Here is a 21901-nt window from a genome sequence, read left to right as displayed (position 1 = left end):
TGTGGTAGCCGGGACTACCCGAAAGGCGCACAGGGCCGGAGGCCCTCTCCCGTCATTTCCAGCCACCGGGTGACACCGATGTCGTGGAGGAACTGCCGGTCGTGGCTGACCACGATCAGTGCACCGCGGTAACTGCGCAGCGCCTGCGTGAGGTGCGCGAGGCTCGGCAGGTCGAGGTTGTTCGTCGGCTCGTCCATCAGCAGCAGTCGCGGGGCGGGTTCGGCCAGCAGGATGGTCGCGAGGGCGGCCCGCAACCGTTCCCCGCCCGACAACGCCGACGCGAGAACATCGGAATCGTTGCCCCGGAACAGGAACCGGGCCAGCTGGGCGCGGATCTGTTCCTGCGACGCGTGCGGCGCTGCCGCGGCCACGTTCTCGGCGACCGTCAGCGACTCGTCGAACACGTCGAGTCGCTGCGGCAGGGCCTTGAACGGCACCCGCGGTCCCGCTGCCACGACGGCGTCGAGCAGGGTCGTCTTCCCGACGCCGTTGCGTCCGACGAGCGCGATCCGCTCGGGGCCGACCACGTCCAGCGACACCTGCTGTCCGCTGCGCAGGCTCAGGTCCCGGACGGAGACCACCTCCTGACCCGAGTACACCTCCGTGTCGGGCAGGTCGATGCGCACCTCGCGGTCGTCCCGCAGGGCACTCTCCGCTTCCGTCAGCGAATCCCGCGCCTCGTCGACCTTCGCGATGTGATTGTTCCGCAGCTTTCCCGCCGACTCCTGCGCCTGCCGCTTCCGCAGTCCCATCACGATCTTCGGCTCGCGTTTGTTCTCGAACATCTTCTGCCCGTACCGCTTACGACGGTCGATCTTGATGCGGGCCTCGACGAGTTCCCGCTTCTGCTTCTGCACGTCGCTGCGGGCGTCGCGCACCGCGGCCCGGGCGGCCGCCTGCTCCGCCTCGACGATCTCCCGGTACGCGCTGAAGTTCCCGCCGAACATGCGGATCTCGCCGGCGCGCAGTTCCGCGATGGACGTCATGAGGTCGAGCAGGGCACGGTCGTGGCTGACCACCAGCAGCGTGCCCGGAAACTGTTGCACCACCTCGTAGAGCTTGCTGCGGGACGCGCCGTCGAGGTTGTTGGTGGGCTCGTCGAGTAGTAGCACCTCCGGTTCCCTCAGCAGTTGCGCGGTGAGACCGAGCAGCACGGTCTCGCCACCGGACAGGGTGCCGACGGTGCGGTCGAGGTCGGACGTGCTGCCGAGCACCCGCTCGAGACCGAGCCGGTGCAGGGTCGACACGGCCCGCTCCTCGATGTCCCAGCGGCCGGTCGCGGCATCGAAATCCTCGGGCGTGCCGTCGCCGGACTCGATGCGGTGCAACGCCGCCCGAAGATCGTCGATGCCGAGGATCCGGTCGATCTTCAGCGTGGGGTCGAGCGTGATGTCCTGCGGCAGGTACGCCACCTCGCCCTGTGCCGTCACCGACCCGCGGTCGGGACGCAGGCGCCCGGCGATCAGCCGGAGCAGCGTGGATTTTCCGGAACCGTTGAGACCGACCAGGCCGGTGCGTCCGGGGCCGAAGACGGCGTCGAGGCCATCGAAGACAGGCTCGCCGTCGGGCCAGGTGAACGTGAGGTCGGACAGGGACAGATATGACTGGGCCATGGGGTACTCCCGAGGTGTGTGCGGATGAAGACTCGCGTGACTACCTCGTCAGGAGCAATGGACCGTTCCCCTCTGTCTGACGCGCCCGGTGCGCATCGGTGACGTTCACGATAGGACGCCACCGATACCCGTGCAATCGAATTAAATCTGGGGACCTTCGGCGCGGAGGTCGTCCACCTTCGCCATGGCTTCACGGAGTTCGGTGAGCCACTGTTCGCTGTGCTGGCCCGCCAGGCGCACCGTCCACATCAGGGCGTCCGACCGCGACCGCGCCACACCGGCGTCGACCAGCGTGTCGAGAACCTTGCGTTCGGGCTGGCGGAGCCGGGTCATCACCGGAACCGCGAGGTGGGTGAACAGCGTCTTGTGGCCGTCGAGGCTGACGCCCCACGCGACCTTGCGTCCGTAGCGCCGTTCGGCCTCGTCGGCGATGCGCATTCGATCGCCCCGGGTGGTTTCGCGGAACCGGGAAATGCGTCCGTCGATCGCGGCCTCCGAACCGGAGTCGGCGGACTCGACGGGCGGCAATTCGCCGACCACCACGATCTCCTCGCGGTCGACCTCGACGGTCGCGGGGCCGGTGAACCAGTCGTCGGGAAGGCGGCCGGCGAACCACTCGGCCGCGTCGCTCGCGTCGGGGACGTCCGCCTGCTGCCATCCACCGGGGCGGCCGAAGCGGCGGGAGCCCGGACCTTGTGCGTTTCTCATGGCGTCCTCCTGGGAGTCGGGTGCCACGATCACCGTGATGCAGCACTGATTACATAATTACACCGATTATTCGAAGCGCGCCACCACGTCAGGCATGATCGAGTCCGTGCGCACCTCAACCGTTCGTCACAGCCCCATCCGTCCCACCCCCACCCGGAAGGCCACCGCCGGAATCGCCGTCCTCGCGATGGTGCTCTCCGCCTGCGGACTCTTCGGACCGGACCAGCCCGACACCGTGTCGCAGCAGTTCGCCGACGCCCTGAACAGCGACGACGTGCAGGCTGCCGCCGCGCTCACCACCGACCCGGCCGCCGCCACCGCCGCGATCACGGCCATGTACGACGGGCTCGGGAACCGGGACGGCACGTACACCCGCACCGACGTGCAGGAGTCGGGCGACAACGGCGGAACGTTCAGGATGGACGTGTCCTGGCCGTTCGCCCCGGGGCAGGAATGGAAGTACAGCACCACCGGCAACGCCACCAAGGAAGGCGACGACTGGAAGATCGTCTGGGACCCGGCCGTGCTCGCACCCGGACTCACCGACGACACCACCGTCCGGTACACCACCACGACGGGAACACCGCCGAAGGTCCTCGCCGCGGATGGCGCGCCGATCCTCGAGCAACAGGTCGTCACGCTGGTCAACCTCGACCAGGGCGCCGACACGGTGGCGGTTGCGTCGTTGCTGTCGCCCATCGCACCGACCATCACCGCGGCCACGCTCCAGCAGGATCTGGCAGGCGCCCAGGGCAAGCCGGTCACGGCCATCTCGCTGCGGGCCGAGGACCTGGCGCCGATCGAACCGCAATTGCGGCAACTCGCCGGAGTCACGCTCGCCCCGCAGACCAGGTTGCTCAGCACGGACAAGGCGCTGGCCTCGCCCACCCTGGCCGGGCTCGGCGACCTGTGGCAGCAGGGGCAGGACGCGTCCGCGGGCTGGGCAGTGCAACTGGTCGGTCAGGACGGTTCGGCGAAGACCGTCGCCGGCGAGCAGGGCCCCGACGCCCCCGACATCGCGACGACCCTCGACCTCCCGATGCAGATGGCCGCCGAGCGGGCGCTCGCCGACGTGCCGCAGCAGGCCGCGATCGTCGCCCTGCGACCCTCCACGGGTGAGGTGCTCGCGGTCGCGCAGAACGCCCCCGCCGACGCGCTCGGCCCGATCGCGCTCACCGGCCTCTACCCGCCGGGATCGACGTTCAAGACGGTGACGACGTCCGCCGCGCTGCAGGCCGGTGCCGCCACCCCGGACACCGTCCTGCCCTGCCCCGGCACCGAGAACATCGAGGGCAGGCAGATCCCCAACGACGACGAATTCGACCTCGGCGCGGTCCCGTTGCACACCGCGTTCGCCCGGTCCTGCAACACCACCATGGGACGGCTGGCGGTCGGGTTGCCGCCCGACGCCCTGCAGAAGGCTGCGCTGCAGTTCGGGCTCGGCGTCGACTACGTCACGCCCGGACTGACCACCGTCACCGGCAACGTGCCGATCGCCGACAGTCCCGCCGCCCGGGTCGAGTCCGCGATCGGACAGGGGCAGGTCACTGCGTCGCCGTTCGGCATGGCTATGGTGGCCGCATCGATCGCGGACGGTTCCACGCCGGCGCCGATGATCGTGCGGGGACAACCCGGGACCGCCGACACGACGGCGCCCGCCGTGCCCGCGAACGTCACCGCCGACCTCCGGACGATGATGCGCGAAACTGTGACGGGAGGTACCGCTACTGCGCTGCAGGACATTCCGGGGCTGCTCGGAAAAACTGGCACGGCCGAGTCCGGAAGTGGTCCCGCTCACGGCTGGTTCGTCGGAATCAAGGACGACCTAGCATTTGCCGTCTTTATTGCAACAGGTGACAGTTCGGCCCCTGCTGTGCAGGCTGCGGGGCGTTTTCTTCGATAAACCCGTTCACGCGTTGCTGTTCGGGGATAAGTTGTGGCTCAACCGTAACTCCTTCGTAGGCAAATGGTGCTTGTTACGCATGTGACTGAAAGCAAGATGGTGGACATGGGGAATGGACGATCGCTTGGCCGCCGCAACAGATACGTGATCGCCCTGACGTCGGCTGTCGTTCTGGCGGTAATTCTGGCGTCGTGCGTGCTGTCGAAAGAGGAGGCGACCGCGCAGTCGGTCGTCGACGACTTCGTCAACGCACTGAACGAGGGCGATGCCGCTGCCGCTGCAGCGCAGACCTCCTATCCCAACGCCGCGGAGACGGCGATTCAGCAGATGTTCGACGGCCTCCATCCCGAGGACGCCAAGTTCGACGTGACCCAGTTCATGGATCTCGGCTCGGATTCCGGCTTCTTCACCGTCGGTGCCGCTTGGCATTTCGGTGAAGGCAAGGATTGGAGCTACCAGGTTCAGGGTGGCGTGCGGAACCTGTCCGTCGGCTGGCGCATCTCCTGGGATCCGTCGATCCTCGCGCCCGACATGGGCAACGGGCGCGTCGTCCGCTACGACCGGACGGACGCCGCACCGCCGCGCGTCTTCGACGCCGTCGGCGGGCTGCTCATGAACGAGCAGACCATCAACTCGGTCACCCTCGATCCCGCGACGATGCCCGATCCCGTCGCGACCACCCGGCGTCTGGCGGAGGTCCTCGAGCCGGTGGCTCCCCTCGTGACGGCCGACTCGATGATGGCGGAGATGGCCGAGAAGCCCGGCCAGCAGGTCACCGCCGTGCTGTTGCGCGACCAGGACTGGCAATTCCTCGAGGAGGACCTCGCGATCCCCGGCGTCGTCACCATCAAGACGCCGAAGCTCATCACGTCGGATCGGCGCATCACGACACCGTTGCTGGATCCGCTGCGCAAGGTGTGGCAGGCCAACCGGGACGCGACGGCCGGCTGGGCCGTCCACCTCGTCGACCCCGACGGCACGCTCATTCCGCAGGCCGGTTTCCAGGGCCCGCCCGGGCCGGACATCGTCGCGACGGTGGACTCCCACCTGCAACTGGCAGCAGAGGAAGCCGTGGTCAGCGTCGGAACCCCCGCGGCGATCGTCGCGATCCAGCCGTCCTCCGGCGCCGTGCTCGCCGCCGCGCAGAACAACCAGGCGATGGAGCAGGGGCCGATCGCGTTCCAGGGTCTCTACCCCGCCGGATCGAACCTCGATCTCGTGAAGAGGGCCGCTGGACTGCAGAAGGGCGTCGACCCGTCCTCGCTGTCGATCGAGGACATCGAGAAGGCGGGCAATCAGCTCGGGCTCGGCATGAACTACAACATCCCGGGCCTCGACCATCAGACCGCCGTCTTCACCGCCGACCAGTCGGGCATGAACCAGGTGATGAACCGCAAGGACAGCGACCTGCCCGCCGTCACGCCGTTCGGGATGGCCATGCTGGCCGCGTCGATCGCACGGGGCAGCGCGCCGGCGCCGATGATCGTCCAGGGACAGCCGGGCACCACCGACGTGGCCGCTCAGCCGCTTCCGGCGAACATCAACGACCAGTTGCGGGGCATGATGCGCGACAACGTGGTGCGGGGCGGTGCGTCGTACCTCAACGGCTACCCGGACCTCATGGGCATGAATGGTGCGAGCGGCGACGACCGCTGGTTCTACGGCTCACGCGGCGACCTGGCCTTCGCGGTCTTCGTCGCCGACGCCGACGGTGGCGACCGCGCGGTGAAGATGACCGACATGCTCTTCCGTGAAATGGCGAAGCCGGCGAACTGACAACGACGGGGACCGTCCGCGCTGAGGGGCGGACCGTCCGCGCTGAGGGAGTAAGTGAGCAAGGGTAAGTTTCTACCTTGTGTCCCTGCTTGATATCGGTCTTCTCGTCGTAGCGGGGTTCTTCGCGGGACTGGTCGGGTTCGTGACCGGCCTGGCGTCCATCGTGTCGTATCCCGCACTCCTCGCCGTCGGTCTGCCGCCCGTGACCGCCAACGTCACCAACACGGTCGCGATGGTGGCGGTCGGCGTCGGCGCGCTGTCCAACTCCACGCGGGAGGTCGCCGACACCGGTCCCAAGCTGTGGCGGTGGGCGCTGTACTCGGCGGCGGGCGGCCTGGTCGGCGCGGGAATCCTGCTGTTGGCGCCCGCGGGGTCGTTCGAGGCGATCGTCCCGTTCATGGTCGCGTTCGCCGCGCTGGCACTGCTGCTGCAACCCCGGCTGCGGGCGCTGGCCGGCGGGCGGGACATGCCCCGCACCTATTCGGTGTCGCTGTTCGTCGTCGCCATCTACGGCGGGTACTTCGGTGCGGGTGCCGGTGTCATCTTCCTGGCGATCGCCCTGATCCTCACCTCGGAGAAGATCTGGCGCGCGACCATTCTGAAGAGCTTTCTCCTCGGCGTCGCGAACCTCGTCGCCGCGATCGGGTTCGCGGCCTTCGGCCCCGTCCACTGGGGCGCCGCCGCCGCGATGGCGATCGGCGCCCTGGCCGGTGGATGGTGCGGCCCACCCGTGGTCAGGCGGATACCGCCGTCCGTCCTCCGCGTCGTCATCGCGATGGCGGGATTCGGTTTGGCCGTGTGGTTGTGGGTGCGCTGAGACCGTTTCTCAGCGCAGCGGGTGTTAGTGCACGCCCTTCATCAGACGCTTGATCCACGGTGCCCCGATAGCGAGGAGCACACCCACGGCGATCGAGCCGAGCCCGACCGCGGTGAAGTACGGGACCTCGTTGTTCTCGTCGTAGTACTTGGCCAGCGTGCCCGCCATCGCGGTGCCCAGGGCGACGGACAGGAAGAACAAGGCCACCATCTGGGTGTGGAATGCCTCGGGCGCCAGCTTGGTCGACAGCGACAGTCCCACCGGCGACAGCAGCAGTTCCGCGAACGTGAACAGCAGGAGGATGCCGGCCAGACCCAGCAGCGGTGCGCTGTTGGCGCCGCCACCCGACATCGGGATGAACGCCAGGAACGCGAGACCCATGATGATCGTGCCTGCCGCGAACTTGATCGGCGACGACGGCTGACGGGGGCCGAGTTTCGTCCACGCGGCAGCGAAGACACCCGCGAAGATGATGATGAAGACCGGGTTGATGGACTGCACCCACGACGGCGGGAAGTCCCAGCCGAACAGGTTGCGGTCGAGTCGTTTGTCGGAGTAGACCGCAACCGTGGTGAACTGCTGCTGGAACAGCGACCAGAACACCGCGCTGGCGATGAACATCGGGATGAACGCGTAGACGCGGCTGCGCTCGACGGCCGTGATGCGGCGACTCGACAACATGATCGCGAAGTAGCCGATCGCCGCAACGATGGTGAGGCCGACCACGATGTCCGACATGTTGGCCGCGGTGATCACCCCGGTCAGGGACAGGGCCGCAATCACCACGATCGCGGCGGCGCCGATCGCGATCCACTTGGGCCGCTGGGCGCGGGGAAGGGGATTGGGCGGTTCCGCCCCGATGCCCCGGAGGCGCTTGCGGCCGAGTGTGTACTGGATCAATCCGAGCGCCATACCGATCGCGGCGAGCGCGAAGCCGGCATGGAAGCCGATGGCGTCCTGGGCCCAGCCCGTCAGCAGTGGGCCGACGAGCGCGCCGATGTTGATGCCCATGTAGAAGATGGAGAATCCGGCGTCGCGGCGCTCGTCGTGCTCGTCGTACAGATCGCCGACCAGGGAGGTGGCGTTGGCCTTGAGCCCACCGCTGCCGAACGCGACACAGACCAGACCGATGCCCACACCCCACAGGCCGGGGAACACCGCCAGGGCGATGTGGCCGAGCATGACGAGGATGGCGCTGTAGAACAGGGTTCGCTCGGAGCCGAGGAGCCGGTCCGCGATCCACGCGCCGAGAATGGTCGACAGATACACCGTGCCGCCGTAGGCGCCGACGATGCTGGTCGCGGACGATTCGGCGATTCCGAGGCCACCTTCGGAGGCCGAATAGTAGAGGTAATAGATCAGGATGCCCTGCATCCCGTAGAAGGAGAATCGCTCCCACATCTCGACGCCGAACAGGTTCGCGAGGGCGAACGGCTGGCCGAAGAAACCGCGGTCGGACCGCCGCTCGTCCCGGGCCGGATCGATGGTGTCACTCATGGGAAAACTGTCTCACCTCGAGCGGAAGTTCGTGTGCCGTCGGGGCGGATTCGCCGGTATCAGGTGGTGGCGCGGGCCTTCGTCACGATCTTCGCGACTGCGCGCCAGCCGAGGAGGAACACAGCGAGAACCGTGCCCGCCACGATGATGAAACTGAACGCCGTTCCCTGGCCGCTCACCACGCGTAACAGCATGCCCACCACGAGCGTCGACAGCCACACCACGATGCCCGTCGGGACGATGAGGAACGCGTCGAACTTGTCGCGGTAGAGCGCGACGGTCGCGAGCCAGCCGACCGCCAGACCGGACAGGAACGGCCAGGCCGTGGTCGCCAGGCCCGTCAGGGCATTGGCTTCGTCGTGACTGCGGCGGCCGATGGCGCAGAACACGATGACGAGGACGACGTCCAGGGCGAGCGCGGGGAGGTACTTCTTCACACGGCCAGCCTAGAGGTGGTGTCGACGCGGCGTTCCGCCCGATCGGTTCAGCGACCCGGCCCGTGAGTGGCAAAGCGTGTCCGGGGACGCTTTCTCACTCACGTGGGGGGAGGCAGGCGCGCGCGGCGGCGAGCACGGTGGCCCCGGCCGCGTCGAGCGGCTCGGTGCTGCGGAGCGCCCGGGCGAGCACGAACGCGCCCTCCAGGCTGGTGACGAACCCCAGGATCAGGCGCCTCGCATCGGCCTCGCCGAACCCGCGGGCCCGCAGCAGCGCGCTGCCGGAGTCGATCCAGCTCGTGAACACGTCCGCCGTAGCGACGCGGAGCACCTCGTTGGTGCTCGCGACCTCGAGTGCGACCGTGGCGATGGGGCAGGCGTCCGCGTAATCGGTGGCCACCAGGGTGTCGCCCGCCAGCCGGAACCCGACCTCGATCCCCTCGAGGATGTCGGGATGCGCGTCGAGGACGGAGAACACCAGCCGCGCGTACTCCTCGCCCGACGTGCGGATGACCTCCTCGCCGAGCTGCTGCTTTCCGCCCGGGAAGAAGTGGTAGATCGACCCGAACGGGGCGCGGGCCTCCGTCGCGACCTGCTTGAGTCCGGTCCCGGTGTAGCCGTTGCGGCGGAAGAGGTCGCTGCTGGTGCCGAGGATCCGGGCCTTGGTGTCGTTCACTTTTTCTGCCTCCGACCGTTGCGCTCAGTGCGCACCCCATCGTAACCTGGTTCTCAGTAGAACGATCTATCAAATGGAGTGAGCGCCATGAAGCAGATCGAACTCTCCGCAGGCACCGTCGAGTACGACGACACCGGAGGAGACGGCCCCGTCCTCGTGTTCGTCTCCGGCCTGACGATCGACGGCACCGTGTGGCGGCACGTGGTCGAGCGACTCGTCCCGGACTTCCGCTGCATTCTCCCCACCCTCCCGCTCGGCGCGCACCGCATCCCGATGCGGGCCGACGCCGACCTCTCGTTGCGCGGTCTCGGACTGCTCATCGGCGAGTTCCTCGAGAAACTCGACCTGACGGACGTCACGCTCGTGCAGAACGACTGGGGCGGCGCGCAGGTGCTGATCGCGCTCGGCGACACCAGTCGCGTCGGGGCCCTCGTCCTCACGCCGTGCGAGGCGTTCGACAACTACCCACCGGGAATTCCCGGTCGCGCGATCGGTCTCGCGGTGGCAGTCCCCGGTGGCCTCGCCCTGACCATGCAGGCGCTGCGATTCCGGGCGATGCGCCGGGCTCCCGCGGCGTGGGGATGGATGAGCAAGCGTCCGGTGCCGAAACCGGTGATGGACGGCTGGTTCCGCCCCGCGACCACCGATCGCCGGGTACGCCGGGACCTGCGCAAGTACACGACGTCGCTGCCGCCCAAGTCGACGCTGCGCGAATGGGCGGAGGCGAACCGGCGCTTCGACCGGCCGGTCCTCGTGCTGTGGGCGGTCGAGGACAAGGTGATGCCCCGCGACCACGGTCGGCGACTGGCCGAGCTGTACCCGCACGCCCGACTGCGGGAGGTCGAGGACAGCTACACGTTGATGCCCGAGGACCGCCCGGACGTGGTGGCGGAGGCGATCCGGGCCTTTGCGGCTTCGCCACCCGTGAGTACTTCTTAACCGCCGGACGTTAACAAGTACTCACGGCTGGGAGTCGGGCTCGGACTCCGTGGAGTGCTGCGTCCGGTTGGTGGTCGGGGTCGACTGCTCCCGGCGTTCGAATTCGAGGTCCATCTCCAGGTCCTCGTGCTGGTTGTGCCGGAACAGGATGAGGAACACCACCCAGCCGACCAGTGCGACGAGGATGTAGCTCACGACGCGGTAGACGAACACGGCCGCGAGGGCCTGCGACGCGGTGGCCCCCGCCGCGGTCAGTGTGGCGATCAGTGTGCCGTCGACGAACCCCAGCCCGCCCGGCGCGAGGGGGATGCTGCCCACGGCCTTGGCCGCGGCGAACGCGATCAGCAGACCCGCGAACGACGGTTCCGCGCCCACCGCCCAGCACGCGAAACCGAGGCACGCGACGTCGGCGAGCCGGTGCACCGCCGACCACCCGAACGTGATGATCGAATCCTTGCGCCTCAGCTCGACCGAATCGAGCTGGCTCAGGATCTCCCGCCACCGCTCGGCGCCGGCTTCGGGGGGATTCTTGCGGAACTTGTTGTACCGGGCGAGCACCCACAGCCCGATCGACTCGATGGAGTCGGGGTTACGTGAGATGTATCGCAGTGCGTAGAACAAGCCGAACGCGGCCACCAGCGACAGCACCAGAGTGACCGGACTCACCTTGGTGCCCACCGCGAATGCGCCCGCGGCGCCGAGAAGCGCGAGGCTGCCCGCGGCGATCACGCCGGAGATCGCCAGCTGCCAGGACGCCACGATGGGGGTGGCACCCCACTTGCGGGTCTGCTTGTAGGTGAAGGCGGTGGAGAACACCTGACCGGCCGGCAGGCTCACGGCCATTGCGGTGCTCGCGTAGATCACGGACACCGACTTCAGCTGGCTGACGACGACTCCGCCCGCCTGCAGCAGCCGCTGCTGGACTGCTCCGTACCCGCTCAGGGACACAGCCTGGGCTGCGATGCACGCCGCGACCCACCCCCAGTGAATCTCGGTGAGCGCTTTCCACGAGTCGCTGAGTGTGGGCCACAGATAGATTCCCTCGACGGTCAGCAGGGCCAGGAGGCCGGCGCCGAGTAGCCATTTGATCCACCAGTATCGGCTTCGCTGCCGAGGAGGCTCGGCAGTGGGCGGGTCGGATCGAGGCTGTGCCACCTGGCCAGCGTAACCAACGGGTAGCGGATTACTCCGGATAGTCCTCCGGCCAAGCCAGATGGGTGTTGCGGCGACGGCCCCGCAGCTGGACCTGTTCGCCGAGTTCCCAGTGCGCCTGTTCGTCGTCGTCCGCGAAATACAGGGCACTCGTCGACGCGAGCACGCGGCTGGGGTGCAGCTTGGCGAGTTCGGTGAGCCGCGACGCCTCGTTGACGGGGTCTCCGATCACCGTGTATTCGAAGCGTTCGGCGGCGCCGATGTTGCCGGCGACGGCGAGGCCCGCGGAGACGCCGATGCCGACGTCGAGGCCGGTGATCTCGTTCAACGCGAACCGCAGCTCCCGGGCCGCGGCCAGCGCCGCCGTCGGTGCGTCGGGGCGGTCGAGTGGGGCGCCGAAGATCGCGAGCGCCGCGTCACCCATGAACTTGTTGACGAAGCCGTGGTGCCGGTCGATCACATCGACGACGACGCGGAAGAACTCGTTGAGCAGGTTCACGACCTCGCCGGGGGGACGCTCCGCGGCGGCGCCGGTGGACCCGACCATGTCGACGAACAGCACTGCGACGAACCTCGTCTCGCCGCCGAGTTCGGTGCCGAACTGCAGTGCCCGCCGTGCCACGTCTTCACCGACGTGCTGGCCGAACAGTTCACGCAGCAGCCGCCGCTCGTCCGACTCGCGCATCATGCGGTTGAACCCGACCTGCAGTCGCCCGACCTCGCTGCCGTCGAACACTTCGACCCGGACGTCGGTGGCGCCGCGCTGGACGCGTTCGATGGCCCGTCGCAGCTGCTTGATCGGGTCGGAGATCTGGCTGGCCGTCAGCATCGACAGCGCGAACGCCTGCGCGATCGCGATGATCGACAGCAGCATGATCGCCCACGCGAGCGCGTCGGGGGAGAACACGAGGTCGGTGGTTATCTGCGTCACGCACAGCAGGATGATGCCGATGACGGGCATCAGCGTTCCGAGGCCCCACGTCATCGCCATCCGGGTGCCGACGCCGGGGGCCATGGTCCGGTCGAACTCGCCCTCGCTGAGCGCGCGGGCGGCCACCGGTCGCAGGATGCGTTCGCCGAGCATGTACGTGAAGCCGAACGTGGTGGTCGCGGCCATGCAGACGGTGACGATCACCGCGACCGCCAGTTCCGGCATCTCGGTGATGGTGAGCAGCACGAAGATGATGCCGCCGAGGATCCACAACACCAGGTGCACGATCGCCTGCCGCAGCGGCGCGTGCAGCGCCGACATCTGCTCGCTGCGCGTCGGCGGACCGCCCCGCAACTGCCAGCGGACGACCGACCGCAGCATCATCGCGGCGGCCGTGAGACTCACCACGGCGGCGAACGCGAGATAGCCGCCGAAGATCGCGACGTTGCGCACCCGGTCGGCCATGATGGCTGCCGATTCGGGGATCGGCACCCCGTACCGCACGAAGGCGAACACGAGGATGGCGCCGATGAAATTGGCGAGGAGCATCGAAATCATATAGAGCGGCCATCTGCTGCGGACCGTCGCCGCGATCGCTCTATAGGATTTCCGCACGCCGTTCAATTTAGCGGGGGGTGTACCGGGTGGCGTAGGACACGTCCCCTAAACGGCGCATATGCGTGCCCTGCGCACGTGTTTCCCGCGCGAAGCACCCGGCGCCGCCCGAACCTCGATACGCTCCGCAGGTGAACGCGAACGAGCAACGCTCGGACACTGCCGCGGTAACACAGGGCGGGGGTCACCCCTCGGCGTCGGTGCACCCGGTGGTGCGGGTGGCGGCCGAGTGGACATGGCGGCTACTGGTCATCTTCGCCGGCCTGCTGACCCTCGGATACATCGTGACCAGGCTCGACACCGTCCTGATCCCGGTGGGTCTGGCGCTCCTGGCGTCGGCGCTGCTGGTGCCCCTCGTCGACTGGCTGCAGGGCAAGGGGGTGCCGCGGTCGGCCGCCGTCCTCGTCGTCCTCATCGGTTCGATCGGCATCGTCGCCGGGATCATGACGTTCGTCGTCGAGCAGTTCATCGAAGGTCTCCCCGGCCTCACCGAACAATTCGAGGCGAGCATCACACAGATCCAGGGGTGGCTCACGGACGGCCCGTTCCACTTCAGCGAGGATCAGATCCGGCAGGCCGGCGATTCGGTGGTCAAGTCGATCCAGGAGAACCGGCAACAGCTGACGAGTGGCGCACTGACGACTGCCACGGTCGTCGGCGAGATCTTCACCGGCGCCCTGCTGACGCTGTTCACCCTCATCTTCTTCCTCTACGGCGGCTCCCAGATCTGGGAGTTCGTCACCCGCCTCGTCCCGTCCGCGTCCCGGCGGCGGGTCCGGCTGGCGGGGAGCGAGGGGTTCGGCTCGCTGATCGGGTACGTCCGGGCCACCGTGGCGGTGGCGGCCGCGGACGCCATCGGGATCGGGGCGGGACTCGCGATCCTGGGGGTTCCGCTCGCCCTGCCGCTGGCGTCGCTCGTGTTCATCGGCGCGTTCATCCCGATCGTCGGTGCGTTCCTCACCGGGTTCCTCGCGGTGCTCGTGGCCCTGGTCACCAAAGGATTCCTCACCGCGCTGATCGTGCTCGGCATCATCATCGGGGTGATGCAACTCGAGGCCCACGTGCTGCAACCGCTGCTGCTCGGCCGCGCGGTCCGGTTGCATCCGCTCGCGGTGGTGCTGGCCATCACCACCGGCATCGTCCTCGCCGGGATCGTCGGCGGTCTGCTGGCGGTGCCGATCGTCGCGCTGCTGAACACGGCGGTGCGGTCACTGCTGTCGGCGGATCCCGAAGCCACCTACGACGCACTCGAGGTCGACGACCCGTCGGTCCCGCTCTATCCGGCCGAGGCCGACACACCGCCTCACCACGACGACCCGCACTTGGAGAACCCGGCGCAGACCCATGACCGACGAGAGTGAACACCGCACCCGCCTGCACTACCGGCCGAGGGCCGCGACCGAACTCGACACCCAGCCGGATGCCCCGCTGTGGCGTGCAGCGCAGGCGTTCCGGCTCGTCACGCTGGTGTACGCGATCAGCTACCAGATCGTGTCGGTGCAGTACTACACGCATCAGCGGCTGAGCTGGTTCTTCGTCGCCCTGATGGCGGTGTGGTCGGGACTGTCGGCGGTCCTGCTGTCCCACGGGAAGGTTCCGCGCTACCAGGTCGTGATCGCCGACCAGGTGATCGCCATCGCGCTGATGGCGTCGACGCGCCTCGTCTCCGATCACGATTGGTACAGCCACCATCAGACGCTGCCGACGACGCTGTGGGTCACCAACGCGGTGATCTCCGCCGCCGTCTTCGGCGGGCCGTGGCTCGGCATGGCGTCCGGGGTGCTCATGGCGGCCGTGAGCGCGGTGGTGCGCGATCAGGTCAACCTCGACCTGTGGAAGGACGCGACGGCACCAGTCCTGGTGTCGGTGGGGTTGGCGCTCGGGCTCGCCACCACCACCGCGAGGCGCGCGCAGGCCCAGCTGGAGCAGGCGGTGCGGTTGGCCGCCGCCACCGAGGAACGGGAACGACTCGCCCGCGAGGTGCATGACGGCGTCCTGCAGGTGCTCGCGCTCGTCCGTCGCAGGGGCAACGAGATCGGCGGGCCCGCAGCCGAACTCGCGGAGCTCGCCGGCGAGCAGGAGGTGGCGCTGCGCATGCTGATCTCCGAGCAGGGCGCGGGTGTCGCGTCGGATCTGGGTGGGAGCGCGATCGACGTGCGACTGCTGCTGGGCACGCGGGCGAGCACCACGGTGTCCGTGTCGACTCCGGCGGATCCGGTGACGATCGAGCGCGGACGGGCGACCGAACTCGTCGCGATCGTCGACACGGCACTGTCCAACGTCACGTTGCACGCGGGGTCCGGCGCCAGGGCATACGTCTTGCTGGAGGATCTGGGCGCCGAGGTGATCGTCAGCGTCCGCGACGACGGCAGCGGCATCGCCCCGGGACGGCTGGCCGAAGCGGAGGCCGAGGGTCGCATGGGAGTATCGAAATCCATTCTGGGCCGCGTCGGTGCGCTCGGCGGCACCGCCGCACTCGACACCGAACCCGGCCAGGGCACCGAATGGGAGATCCGCGTGCCGAAGGGAGACGAAACGCATGAGTGACACGGAGACCGGCGAACAGATCACCGTGATGGTCGTCGACGACCACCCGATGTGGCGGGACGCCGTGGCCCGCGACCTCGACGGCGCCGGGTTCACCGTGGTCGCCACGGCGGACGGCGTCGCGGCCGCGGGACGCCGGGCGGCGGCGACCCGTCCCGCTGTCGTCCTCATGGACATGCAACTGCCGGACGGCAACGGCGCCGCGGCCACCGCCGCCGTCCTGGACGTGTCGCCGGACAGCCGGGTGCTGGTGCTGTCCGCCTCGTCGGAGCGTGACGACGTCCTCGACGCCGTCAAGGCAGGCGCGTCCGGGTACCTCGTGAAGAGCGCGTCCGTGAAGGAACTGCTGGACGCGGTGCGGGCCACCGCGGCCGGGCAGGCGGTGTTCACGCCGGGGCTCGCGGGACTCGTGCTGGGGGAGTACCGCCGAATGTCGAGTGCGCCCGCCGACGAGCAGGGCCCCGCGGTCCCCAAACTGACGGAGCGGGAGACCGAGGTGCTGCGGTTCGTCGCGAAAGGGCTCAGCGCCAAGCAGATCGCGAACAAGCTGTCGCTGAGTCACCGCACCGTGGAGAACCACGTCCAGGCCACGCTACGCAAGCTGCAGTTGGCCAACCGCGTCGAGCTGACCAGGTACGCCATCGAGCAGGGCCTCGAGTAGCCGTGAGTACTTGTTAACGTCCGGCGGTTAACAAATACTCACGGGCGCTAGCCTGGTCGGTATGGAGGCACGGGACCTACGCGTATCGGATGCGGAACGGGAACACGTCGGCGAACTGCTGCAGCGGGCGGTGGGCCAGGGGATGCTCTCGCTCGGGGAGTTCACCGAACGGATGGACACGGCACTCGCCGCGAAGACGCGCGCGGAGCTGAACGTCGTCCTGGTGGATCTGCCGGGAATCCAGTTGATCTCCGAGTTCACGCCGCCGCCGTACCCCGACCAGCCGTACGTGTCCCGCCCGGCGCCGCCGGTTCCGCCGACCGTGCACCGGTCACCTCCACCGCCCCCGGGCGACGTCGTCCGCGGCCGGATGTCGTCGGTCAGCCGCACCGGCTCGTGGAACGTTCCCCCCGCCCTCGAGGTGAACACCCGGCTGTCGACGGTGACGCTCGACTTCACGCGGGCCGTCATGGCCACGCAGGTGGTGCACGTGACGATCGACGACTACGCGAGCACGATCTCGCTGGTCGTGCCGGAAGAGGCGACGGTCGACCTCAACGGCGTCGAAACGGTCGGTGGTTCCGCGACCAACAGGGTGCGGACCGGCCCTCCCATCGGCCCGCTGCACCTCGTCGTCCGGGGCAAGGTCAGGTTCGGGAACGTGACCGCCAAACACCCTTTCGGTACGTCGATCCGCCGCATGTTCGGGTAGCTCGACGCAGGTCTCTCGAGTAGGCCTACTCATGTGTGGGCGCCGTCGCCGCAGGACGATTGATCCATGTCCACACCTGGTATTCCTTCGGTCGACCCCCGGCTCGTCGCGCAGCTGTCCGGCGACTTCTCGGCGCTCGGTCAGCAGATGCGTCACGTGGGTGAGAACCTCGCCGTCCTGCAGGCGCAACTCGCGAGCGTCCCGCGGCCCCAGCCCCAGCCCCAGCCCCAGCCCGTGCCGCAGCCCCAGCCGGTGCCGCAGCCGATGTACCGGCCACCGGTGCCGCAGACTGCCCCGGCACCTCCGCCGCCCGCACCGGCCGCCCCGTACCGGCCCGCACCACCACCCGCGCCGCGGCCCCGGGTGGTTCGCGAACCCTGGTGGCAGCGCGACGGGATGATCAGCCGCGTCCTCGCCGTCGCGGGTGTCGCCGTCACCCTGATCGGTGTGGTGATGCTGCTCGTGCTGGCGGCGCAGGCCGGGTTCTTCGGCCCGGAACTGCGGGTGGTGGCGGGCGGGCTGTTCTCGGTCGGTCTCGTCGTCGCCGGTGCCCGCGTCTTCGGACGTCCCGGCGGCCGGGTCGGCGGGATCGCGCTCGCGGCAACGGGTATCGCCGGCGCCTACCTGGACGTCGTGGCCGTGGCGGTCGTCTATCACTGGCTGCTGCCGGTGCTCGCGATGGTCGTGGCGCTCGGGATCGCGGGAGCCGGTGTCGCACTGGCGGTCAGGTGGGATTCGCAACCCCTCGCCCTGCTCGTGGTGACCGGTGCCGCCGTGCTCGCGCCCGTGCTCACCGACGGCATCACGCTCACCCTGATCGGGTTCCTGTTCGTGATCCAGGTCGCGAGCTTCCCGGCGCAACTCGGTCGCGACTGGCTGTACCTGGCGATCGCGAGGACGTGCCCGGTGGTGATCGCACTGGTGATCGCGATCGCGAATACCGGACTCTACGACCGGCCGGAACGGTTCTGGCTGCTGGCCTCCGCCGCACTGGTTGCCCTCGTCGGGCTCGTGTCGTCGATCATCCTGCTGCGCAGCAACTCTCGCGACATCACCGCGACCGCGATGATCGTCACGACGGCCGTCCCGACGCTGGTGATCGGTCACCTCTTCGACCGGCTCGGGTCCACGCTGATCGCGCTGGCACTGGCCGCCGCGATGTTCGCCGCGTTCGCCGTGGCCCGGTCGTTGCCGAACCATGCCCGGATCGCGCTCGCCGGCGTGGGTACCCTCGCGCTGCTCGAAGCCTGCCTTCTCGGGTCGAGCGAAGACCTCGCACCGCTCGTGCTGCTCGGGGTGGCGGCACTGTTCCTCACCGTGGGCGGGCAGGCGGAGTCACGGATCGCATACGCCGTCGGTGCCGTCTTCACCGTCGTGGGCGGGCTTGCCTTCGCGATCGCCGCGCCGCCGTTCGTCCTCGTCGACGAGTACCGCGCGCTCGACGCGCTCGGGGTGACCACGGTGCTGTCGTCGCTGGTGCTCGCGGGAACGGTCTTCCTGTTCGTCTGGTACGCGCACACACTGAAGCTGCTGAGCACCGCCGACGCCCAGCCGTGGTGGGTGCTCGCCGGCCTGGTGATCCTGTACGCCGTCACCACCGCGACGGTGTCCGCGGGGACGGCGCTCACCGGGACGTCCGCAGGCTTCATCGCCGGACACTGCGCCGCGACCATCGCGTGGATGGCGGCGGCGACGGCCGCCCTGGTGTTCGGACTGGCCCGCCGCGACTACGCCCACACCGCGCTCGGCGTCGGACTGGGGCTGACCGCCGCGGCGCTGGCCAAACTGTTCCTGTTCGACCTGGCCACCCTCGACGGGCTGTTCCGCGTCCTCGCGTTCCTGGTGGTGGGCCTGCTGCTGCTCCTCGCCGGCACCCGCTACGCGCGTGAATTCGCGGAGCGGGAGGCCGGGCGGGGAACGCCGAACGGCTCCGTCAGCGCCGGTTCTGCCGAGCGATGAGTTCGCTGACGCTGACGGCGTTGCCGTCGTCCGCGCGGTGCCTGCCGCTCGAGGCGTCGTCCGGATCGACGGGCGGCTCCTCGGCGCGGCGGCGCGAACCGTTGGCCGGGGCACCGTTGGCCGGGCTCCCGTTGGCAGGCGCGCCGTTGGTGCGCCTGCCGCCGTTCACCGGTTCCGCAGGCTCGGCGGCGCGACGCCGGGACGGGATCGGCGGCACCGGGCGGGCAGGAGACGACTGGGGGGTCTCCTGCTCGTACGGTGCCGGCACCGAGCGCGGCGACCGCGTGGGCAGTGACGGCGACGCCGCGCTCGGTCGCGGTTCGGCAGGCGAGGAGATCGGCCGCGGTTCGGCGGCCGACGTCGACCGGAGGTCGGCGAGCCAGCTCTCGATGGGACGCGACTCGGTGGCCGGACCCGGGGCGGGGGCCGCCGCCGGGCGGGGCCGGGGAGCGGGACGCGACTGCGGTGCGGGGCGCGGCGCCGGCGCGGGACGGGACTGCGTGGGGGCCGGACGCGGCGCAGCAGGCTGCGGCAGCGCGGTGGTCTGCGGTTCCGCGGGCGGCTCCTCGATCTCCACCGGCGGCCGGGCCGGTCGGCCGGTCGCCGACCGCCGGGCCTCGTCCTGTGCCTTGCGCGCCTTCGCGTCGTCCTCGGACATCTTTGCGGCCAGCGCCCGCGCGGTCACCAGCGGGATCGGCTCGGTGAGCGGTTCCGGTTTCCGGGGTGCGGGCGGCGCCGCGAGCTTGCGCTGCGGCGGGACGGCACCGATCGGGGTGAGCTCCGGGACGTCGGTGGGCATCAGCTCGTTGTCGAGGATGGGCTCACCGAGGCCTGTCTTCTCCTGGATCCGCTTCATCCACGCCGGCGCCCACCAGCAGTCGTCGCCGAGCAGCTTCATCGTGGCGGGGACGAGGAACATGCGGATGAGGGTCGCGTCGATGATGAGCGCGGCGATCATGCCGTAGGAGATGTATTTCATCATCACGAGTTCGGAGAACCCGAACGCGCCGGTGACGACGATGAGGATGAGCGCGGCCGCCGTGATGATGCGGCCCGTGTGCGCGGTGCCGATGCGGATCGACTCCGTCGTACTGGCCCCCTGCGCCCGCGCCTCCACCATGCGGGAGAGCAGGAACACCTCGTAGTCGGTGGACAGGCCGTAGACGATCGCGATGATCAGCACCAGCACCGGCGACATGATCGGTCCGGGGGTGAAGTTCAGCCACTCCGAACCGTGACCGTCGATGAAGATCCACGTCAGGATGCCCAGCGTGGACCCGAGGCCCAGCGCGCTCATCAACGCCGCCTTGATCGGCAGCACCAGCGAGCCGAACGTCAGGAACATCAGCAACGTCGTCAGGAAGAGGACGGAGATCACCATCGTGGGCAGGTGGTCGAGCAGCGCGGAGATACTGTCCTGTTCGATCGCCGGGGTGCCGCCCACCAGCACTTGCACGCCGTCCGGACTGTCCATGGCACGCAGATAGTCGATGGTCGGCTTGGACTCGTTGCGGTCGACGAGTCCCGCCTTGAGGACAACCACTCCGTCCTTGGCCGCGCCCTCCGGGGTGAACCGCTCGATCAGGCCCGGCGCGCCACTGGCTTCCTTGATGATCTGGCCGAGCGCCTTGTTGTCGGCGTCGGACACCACGAGCTTGACCGGTTCGGTGCGCAGGTTCGGGAAGATCTCGTCGAACTGTTCCTGCGCGGCGCGGGTCGTGCTGTCCGGGGGCAGGTAGGTCTCGTTGATGCCACCGAACTTGATGCCCGTCAGCGGCACGATCAGCAGGAGCAGGCCGACGACGATCGGAATGGTGACCTTGAGCGGGTTGCGCATCACCCAGCGGGTGAGCCGGCCCCAGATGCTCGCCTCGATCTCTTCGGTGTTCTTGGTCTGACGGAAACGGTCGAGGCTGAGGGCGTCGACGCGCTTGCCGAGGATGCCGAGGATCGCGGGCAGGATCGTGATCGACGTCAGGGCGGCGAGGCCGACGGTCGCGATGGCGCCGTAGGCGACGGATTTCAGGAAGCCCTGCGGGAACAGCAGCAGACCGCCGAGGCTGGCGACGATCATCGTCGCCGAGAAGACCACCGTGCGGCCCGAGGTCATCACCGTTCTGCGGACGGCGGCGCGGGTGTCGTACCCCTCCGCCATCTCTTCTCGGAACCGGCTGACGATGAACAACCCGTAGTCGATGGCCAGGCCCAGCCCCACGAGGGAGACCACGGGCGCGACGAACGAGTTGACCTCGGTGAAGTTGGTGATCAGACGGACGATGCCGTTGGCGCCGACCACGGTCAGGCCACCGATGATCAGCGGCAGCGCCGCCGCGATGACACCACCGAACACGAAGAACAGCAGCACACCCACGGCCGGGATCGCGAGCAGCTCCATCCGCCGGATGTCCGTGGCCATCGTGTCGTTGAGCGCACCCGACACGGGCTGGAGACCGGCGAGTTGCACGTCGACGCCGTCGATGTAGAACTCGTCCTTGACGTCGCGGAAATTGGCCGTGACCTCGGTGTCGTTGTCGCCGACGATCGCGACGCTCTCGATCGCGTGCTGCTTGTCGGCGTCCGCGGCGGACGCCAGCTGCGGTGCGGTGCCGACCTTGAAATAGCCGCCGTTGATCTTGAGGATCTTGTCCGGGTGTTCCGCGGCCAGACGCTCGAGGTTCGCGACGACCTTCGCCTGGAACTCGGGGTCCTCGATCGTCTTGCCCTCGGGCGCCGTATAGAGCGCGACGACGTCACTGTTGGTGTCGCGGCCGAAGGTGCCGTCAGCCAGCTTGGCCGCGGCGACCGACTCCGAGCCCGGATCGTCCCAGCCGCTCTGGCTGAGATGCTTCTCGAGGCCCAGGCCGTACGCGGCCGAACCGAGCAACAAGGCAACCATGATGCCGATGACGGTGAATCGGGCCCGGTAGACGACGCTTCCCCAGCTCGCGAACACAGATCAAC

The 21901-nt window shown here is 68.8% G+C and carries 17 protein-coding genes; 9 read left to right on the top strand and 8 right to left on the bottom strand.

From position 1 onward, the window contains the following. Nucleotides 1-14: 14 nt before the first annotated feature. Together BLV94_RS19075 and BLV94_RS19070 are read right to left on the bottom strand one after the other, a co-directional pair. The gene (locus tag BLV94_RS19075; protein WP_072947549.1) at nt 15-1613 is read right to left on the bottom strand and encodes an ABC-F family ATP-binding cassette domain-containing protein; all 1599 of its coding nucleotides are present in this window, start codon (nt 1611-1613) and stop codon (nt 15-17) included. A gap of 141 nt (nt 1614-1754) precedes the next feature. After that, the gene (locus BLV94_RS19070; protein ID WP_072947548.1) at nt 1755-2321 is read right to left on the bottom strand and encodes a hypothetical protein; all 567 of its coding nucleotides are present in this window, start codon (nt 2319-2321) and stop codon (nt 1755-1757) included. 94 nt (nt 2322-2415) lie between these two features. Here BLV94_RS19070 and BLV94_RS19065 point away from each other — a divergent pair, with 94 nt between their 5' ends. The 3 genes from BLV94_RS19065 (at nt 2416) to BLV94_RS19055 (ending at nt 6817) form a co-directional block, all read left to right on the top strand. Then, the gene (locus BLV94_RS19065) at nt 2416-4224 is read left to right on the top strand and encodes a penicillin-binding transpeptidase domain-containing protein (RefSeq protein ID WP_072947547.1); all 1809 of its coding nucleotides are present in this window, start codon (nt 2416-2418) and stop codon (nt 4222-4224) included. 96 nt (nt 4225-4320) lie between these two features. Next, a complete protein-coding gene (locus tag BLV94_RS19060) occupies nt 4321-6000 on the top strand; it encodes an NTF2-like N-terminal transpeptidase domain-containing protein (RefSeq protein ID WP_083395612.1) in 1680 nt (559 codons plus the stop codon). 79 nt (nt 6001-6079) lie between these two features. Beyond that, nucleotides 6080-6817 carry a sulfite exporter TauE/SafE family protein gene (locus BLV94_RS19055; RefSeq protein WP_072947546.1) on the top strand — a complete coding sequence of 246 codons (738 nt, stop codon included), beginning with the start codon at nt 6080-6082 and terminating at the stop codon, nt 6815-6817. Between the two features lie 24 nt (nt 6818-6841). Here BLV94_RS19055 and BLV94_RS19050 read toward each other — a convergent pair whose 3' ends face one another. The 3 genes from BLV94_RS19050 to BLV94_RS19040 all read right to left on the bottom strand — a co-directional run bounded on the left by BLV94_RS19050 (nt 6842) and on the right by BLV94_RS19040 (nt 9424). Continuing rightward, complete coding sequence (locus tag BLV94_RS19050) at nt 6842-8314, bottom strand: peptide MFS transporter (protein ID WP_072947545.1); 1473 nt, start codon at nt 8312-8314, stop codon at nt 6842-6844. Nucleotides 8315-8373: 59 nt separating this feature from the next. Continuing rightward, nucleotides 8374-8751 (bottom strand): DUF3054 domain-containing protein, encoded by a 378-nt coding sequence (locus BLV94_RS19045; protein ID WP_072947544.1) that lies wholly within the window; start codon nt 8749-8751, stop codon nt 8374-8376. 94 nt (nt 8752-8845) lie between these two features. Further along, on the bottom strand, nt 8846-9424 hold the full coding sequence (locus BLV94_RS19040; protein ID WP_072947543.1) for a TetR/AcrR family transcriptional regulator: 579 nt from the start codon (nt 9422-9424) through the stop codon (nt 8846-8848). A gap of 87 nt (nt 9425-9511) precedes the next feature. On the opposite strand from BLV94_RS19040, the gene BLV94_RS19035 reads away from it, so the two are divergent. After that, nucleotides 9512-10363, top strand: a complete 852-nt coding sequence (locus BLV94_RS19035) for an alpha/beta fold hydrolase (protein WP_072947542.1) — start codon at nt 9512-9514, stop codon at nt 10361-10363. 21 nt (nt 10364-10384) lie between these two features. Here the strand turns inward: BLV94_RS19035 and BLV94_RS19030 are convergent, their stop codons facing one another. Both BLV94_RS19030 and BLV94_RS19025 read right to left on the bottom strand, forming a co-directional pair. Then, entirely contained in the window at nt 10385-11518 is a 1134-nt protein-coding gene (locus BLV94_RS19030; protein ID WP_072947541.1) for a lysylphosphatidylglycerol synthase transmembrane domain-containing protein, read from the bottom strand. Between the two features lie 28 nt (nt 11519-11546). Next, nucleotides 11547-13004: an adenylate/guanylate cyclase domain-containing protein gene (locus BLV94_RS19025; RefSeq protein ID WP_072947540.1), complete on the bottom strand. Its 1458-nt coding sequence runs from the start codon at nt 13002-13004 to the stop codon at nt 11547-11549. Nucleotides 13005-13192: 188 nt separating this feature from the next. Between BLV94_RS19025 and BLV94_RS19020 the strand changes: the two genes are divergently transcribed. The 5 genes from BLV94_RS19020 (at nt 13193) to BLV94_RS19000 (ending at nt 18940) form a co-directional block, all read left to right on the top strand. Beyond that, the gene (locus BLV94_RS19020; RefSeq protein ID WP_072947539.1) at nt 13193-14422 is read left to right on the top strand and encodes an AI-2E family transporter; all 1230 of its coding nucleotides are present in this window, start codon (nt 13193-13195) and stop codon (nt 14420-14422) included. After that, a complete protein-coding gene (gene macS / locus BLV94_RS19015) occupies nt 14406-15608 on the top strand; it encodes a MacS family sensor histidine kinase (RefSeq protein WP_072947538.1) in 1203 nt (400 codons plus the stop codon). The genes BLV94_RS19020 and macS overlap by 17 nt, the downstream gene beginning before the upstream one ends. Then, the gene (locus tag BLV94_RS19010; RefSeq protein WP_072947537.1) at nt 15601-16269 is read left to right on the top strand and encodes a response regulator; all 669 of its coding nucleotides are present in this window, start codon (nt 15601-15603) and stop codon (nt 16267-16269) included. Before macS ends, BLV94_RS19010 begins: the two co-directional genes overlap by 8 nt. 61 nt (nt 16270-16330) lie before the next feature. Then, nucleotides 16331-16981, top strand: coding sequence for a DUF1707 SHOCT-like domain-containing protein (locus BLV94_RS19005; RefSeq protein ID WP_072947536.1), 651 nt, complete (start codon nt 16331-16333; stop codon nt 16979-16981). A gap of 66 nt (nt 16982-17047) precedes the next feature. Beyond that, complete coding sequence (locus BLV94_RS19000) at nt 17048-18940, top strand: DUF2339 domain-containing protein (protein ID WP_072947535.1); 1893 nt, start codon at nt 17048-17050, stop codon at nt 18938-18940. Here the strand turns inward: BLV94_RS19000 and BLV94_RS18995 are convergent. Further along, nucleotides 18915-21893, bottom strand: a complete 2979-nt coding sequence (locus BLV94_RS18995) for an MMPL family transporter (RefSeq protein WP_072947534.1) — start codon at nt 21891-21893, stop codon at nt 18915-18917. The genes BLV94_RS19000 and BLV94_RS18995 overlap by 26 nt on opposite strands. Nucleotides 21894-21901 lie beyond the last annotated feature (8 nt).

It is taken from the genome of Rhodococcus koreensis (genome assembly GCF_900105905.1).
Taxonomy (GTDB): Bacteria; Actinomycetota; Actinomycetes; order Mycobacteriales; family Mycobacteriaceae; genus Rhodococcus_F; species Rhodococcus_F koreensis.
This window is presented reverse-complemented; position numbering and strand designations above follow the sequence as displayed.

What these genes read in the sequence shown, in the direction of transcription:
- BLV94_RS19075 (WP_072947549.1), bottom strand. Translation starts at nt 1,613, where the DNA reads ATGGCCCAGTCATATCTGTCCCTGTCCGACCTCACGTTCACCTGGCCC.
- BLV94_RS19070 (WP_072947548.1), bottom strand. Translation starts at nt 2,321, where the DNA reads ATGAGAAACGCACAAGGTCCGGGCTCCCGCCGCTTCGGCCGCCCCGGT.
- BLV94_RS19065 (WP_072947547.1), top strand. Translation starts at nt 2,416, where the DNA reads ATGATCGAGTCCGTGCGCACCTCAACCGTTCGTCACAGCCCCATCCGT.
- BLV94_RS19060 (WP_083395612.1), top strand. Translation starts at nt 4,321, where the DNA reads ATGGTGGACATGGGGAATGGACGATCGCTTGGCCGCCGCAACAGATAC.
- BLV94_RS19050 (WP_072947545.1), bottom strand. Translation starts at nt 8,314, where the DNA reads ATGAGTGACACCATCGATCCGGCCCGGGACGAGCGGCGGTCCGACCGC.
- BLV94_RS19035 (WP_072947542.1), top strand. Translation starts at nt 9,512, where the DNA reads ATGAAGCAGATCGAACTCTCCGCAGGCACCGTCGAGTACGACGACACC.
- BLV94_RS19025 (WP_072947540.1), bottom strand. Translation starts at nt 13,004, where the DNA reads ATGATTTCGATGCTCCTCGCCAATTTCATCGGCGCCATCCTCGTGTTC.
- macS (WP_072947538.1), top strand. Translation starts at nt 14,406, where the DNA reads ATGACCGACGAGAGTGAACACCGCACCCGCCTGCACTACCGGCCGAGG.
- BLV94_RS19010 (WP_072947537.1), top strand. Translation starts at nt 15,601, where the DNA reads ATGAGTGACACGGAGACCGGCGAACAGATCACCGTGATGGTCGTCGAC.
- BLV94_RS19005 (WP_072947536.1), top strand. Translation starts at nt 16,331, where the DNA reads ATGGAGGCACGGGACCTACGCGTATCGGATGCGGAACGGGAACACGTC.
- BLV94_RS19000 (WP_072947535.1), top strand. Translation starts at nt 17,048, where the DNA reads ATGTCCACACCTGGTATTCCTTCGGTCGACCCCCGGCTCGTCGCGCAG.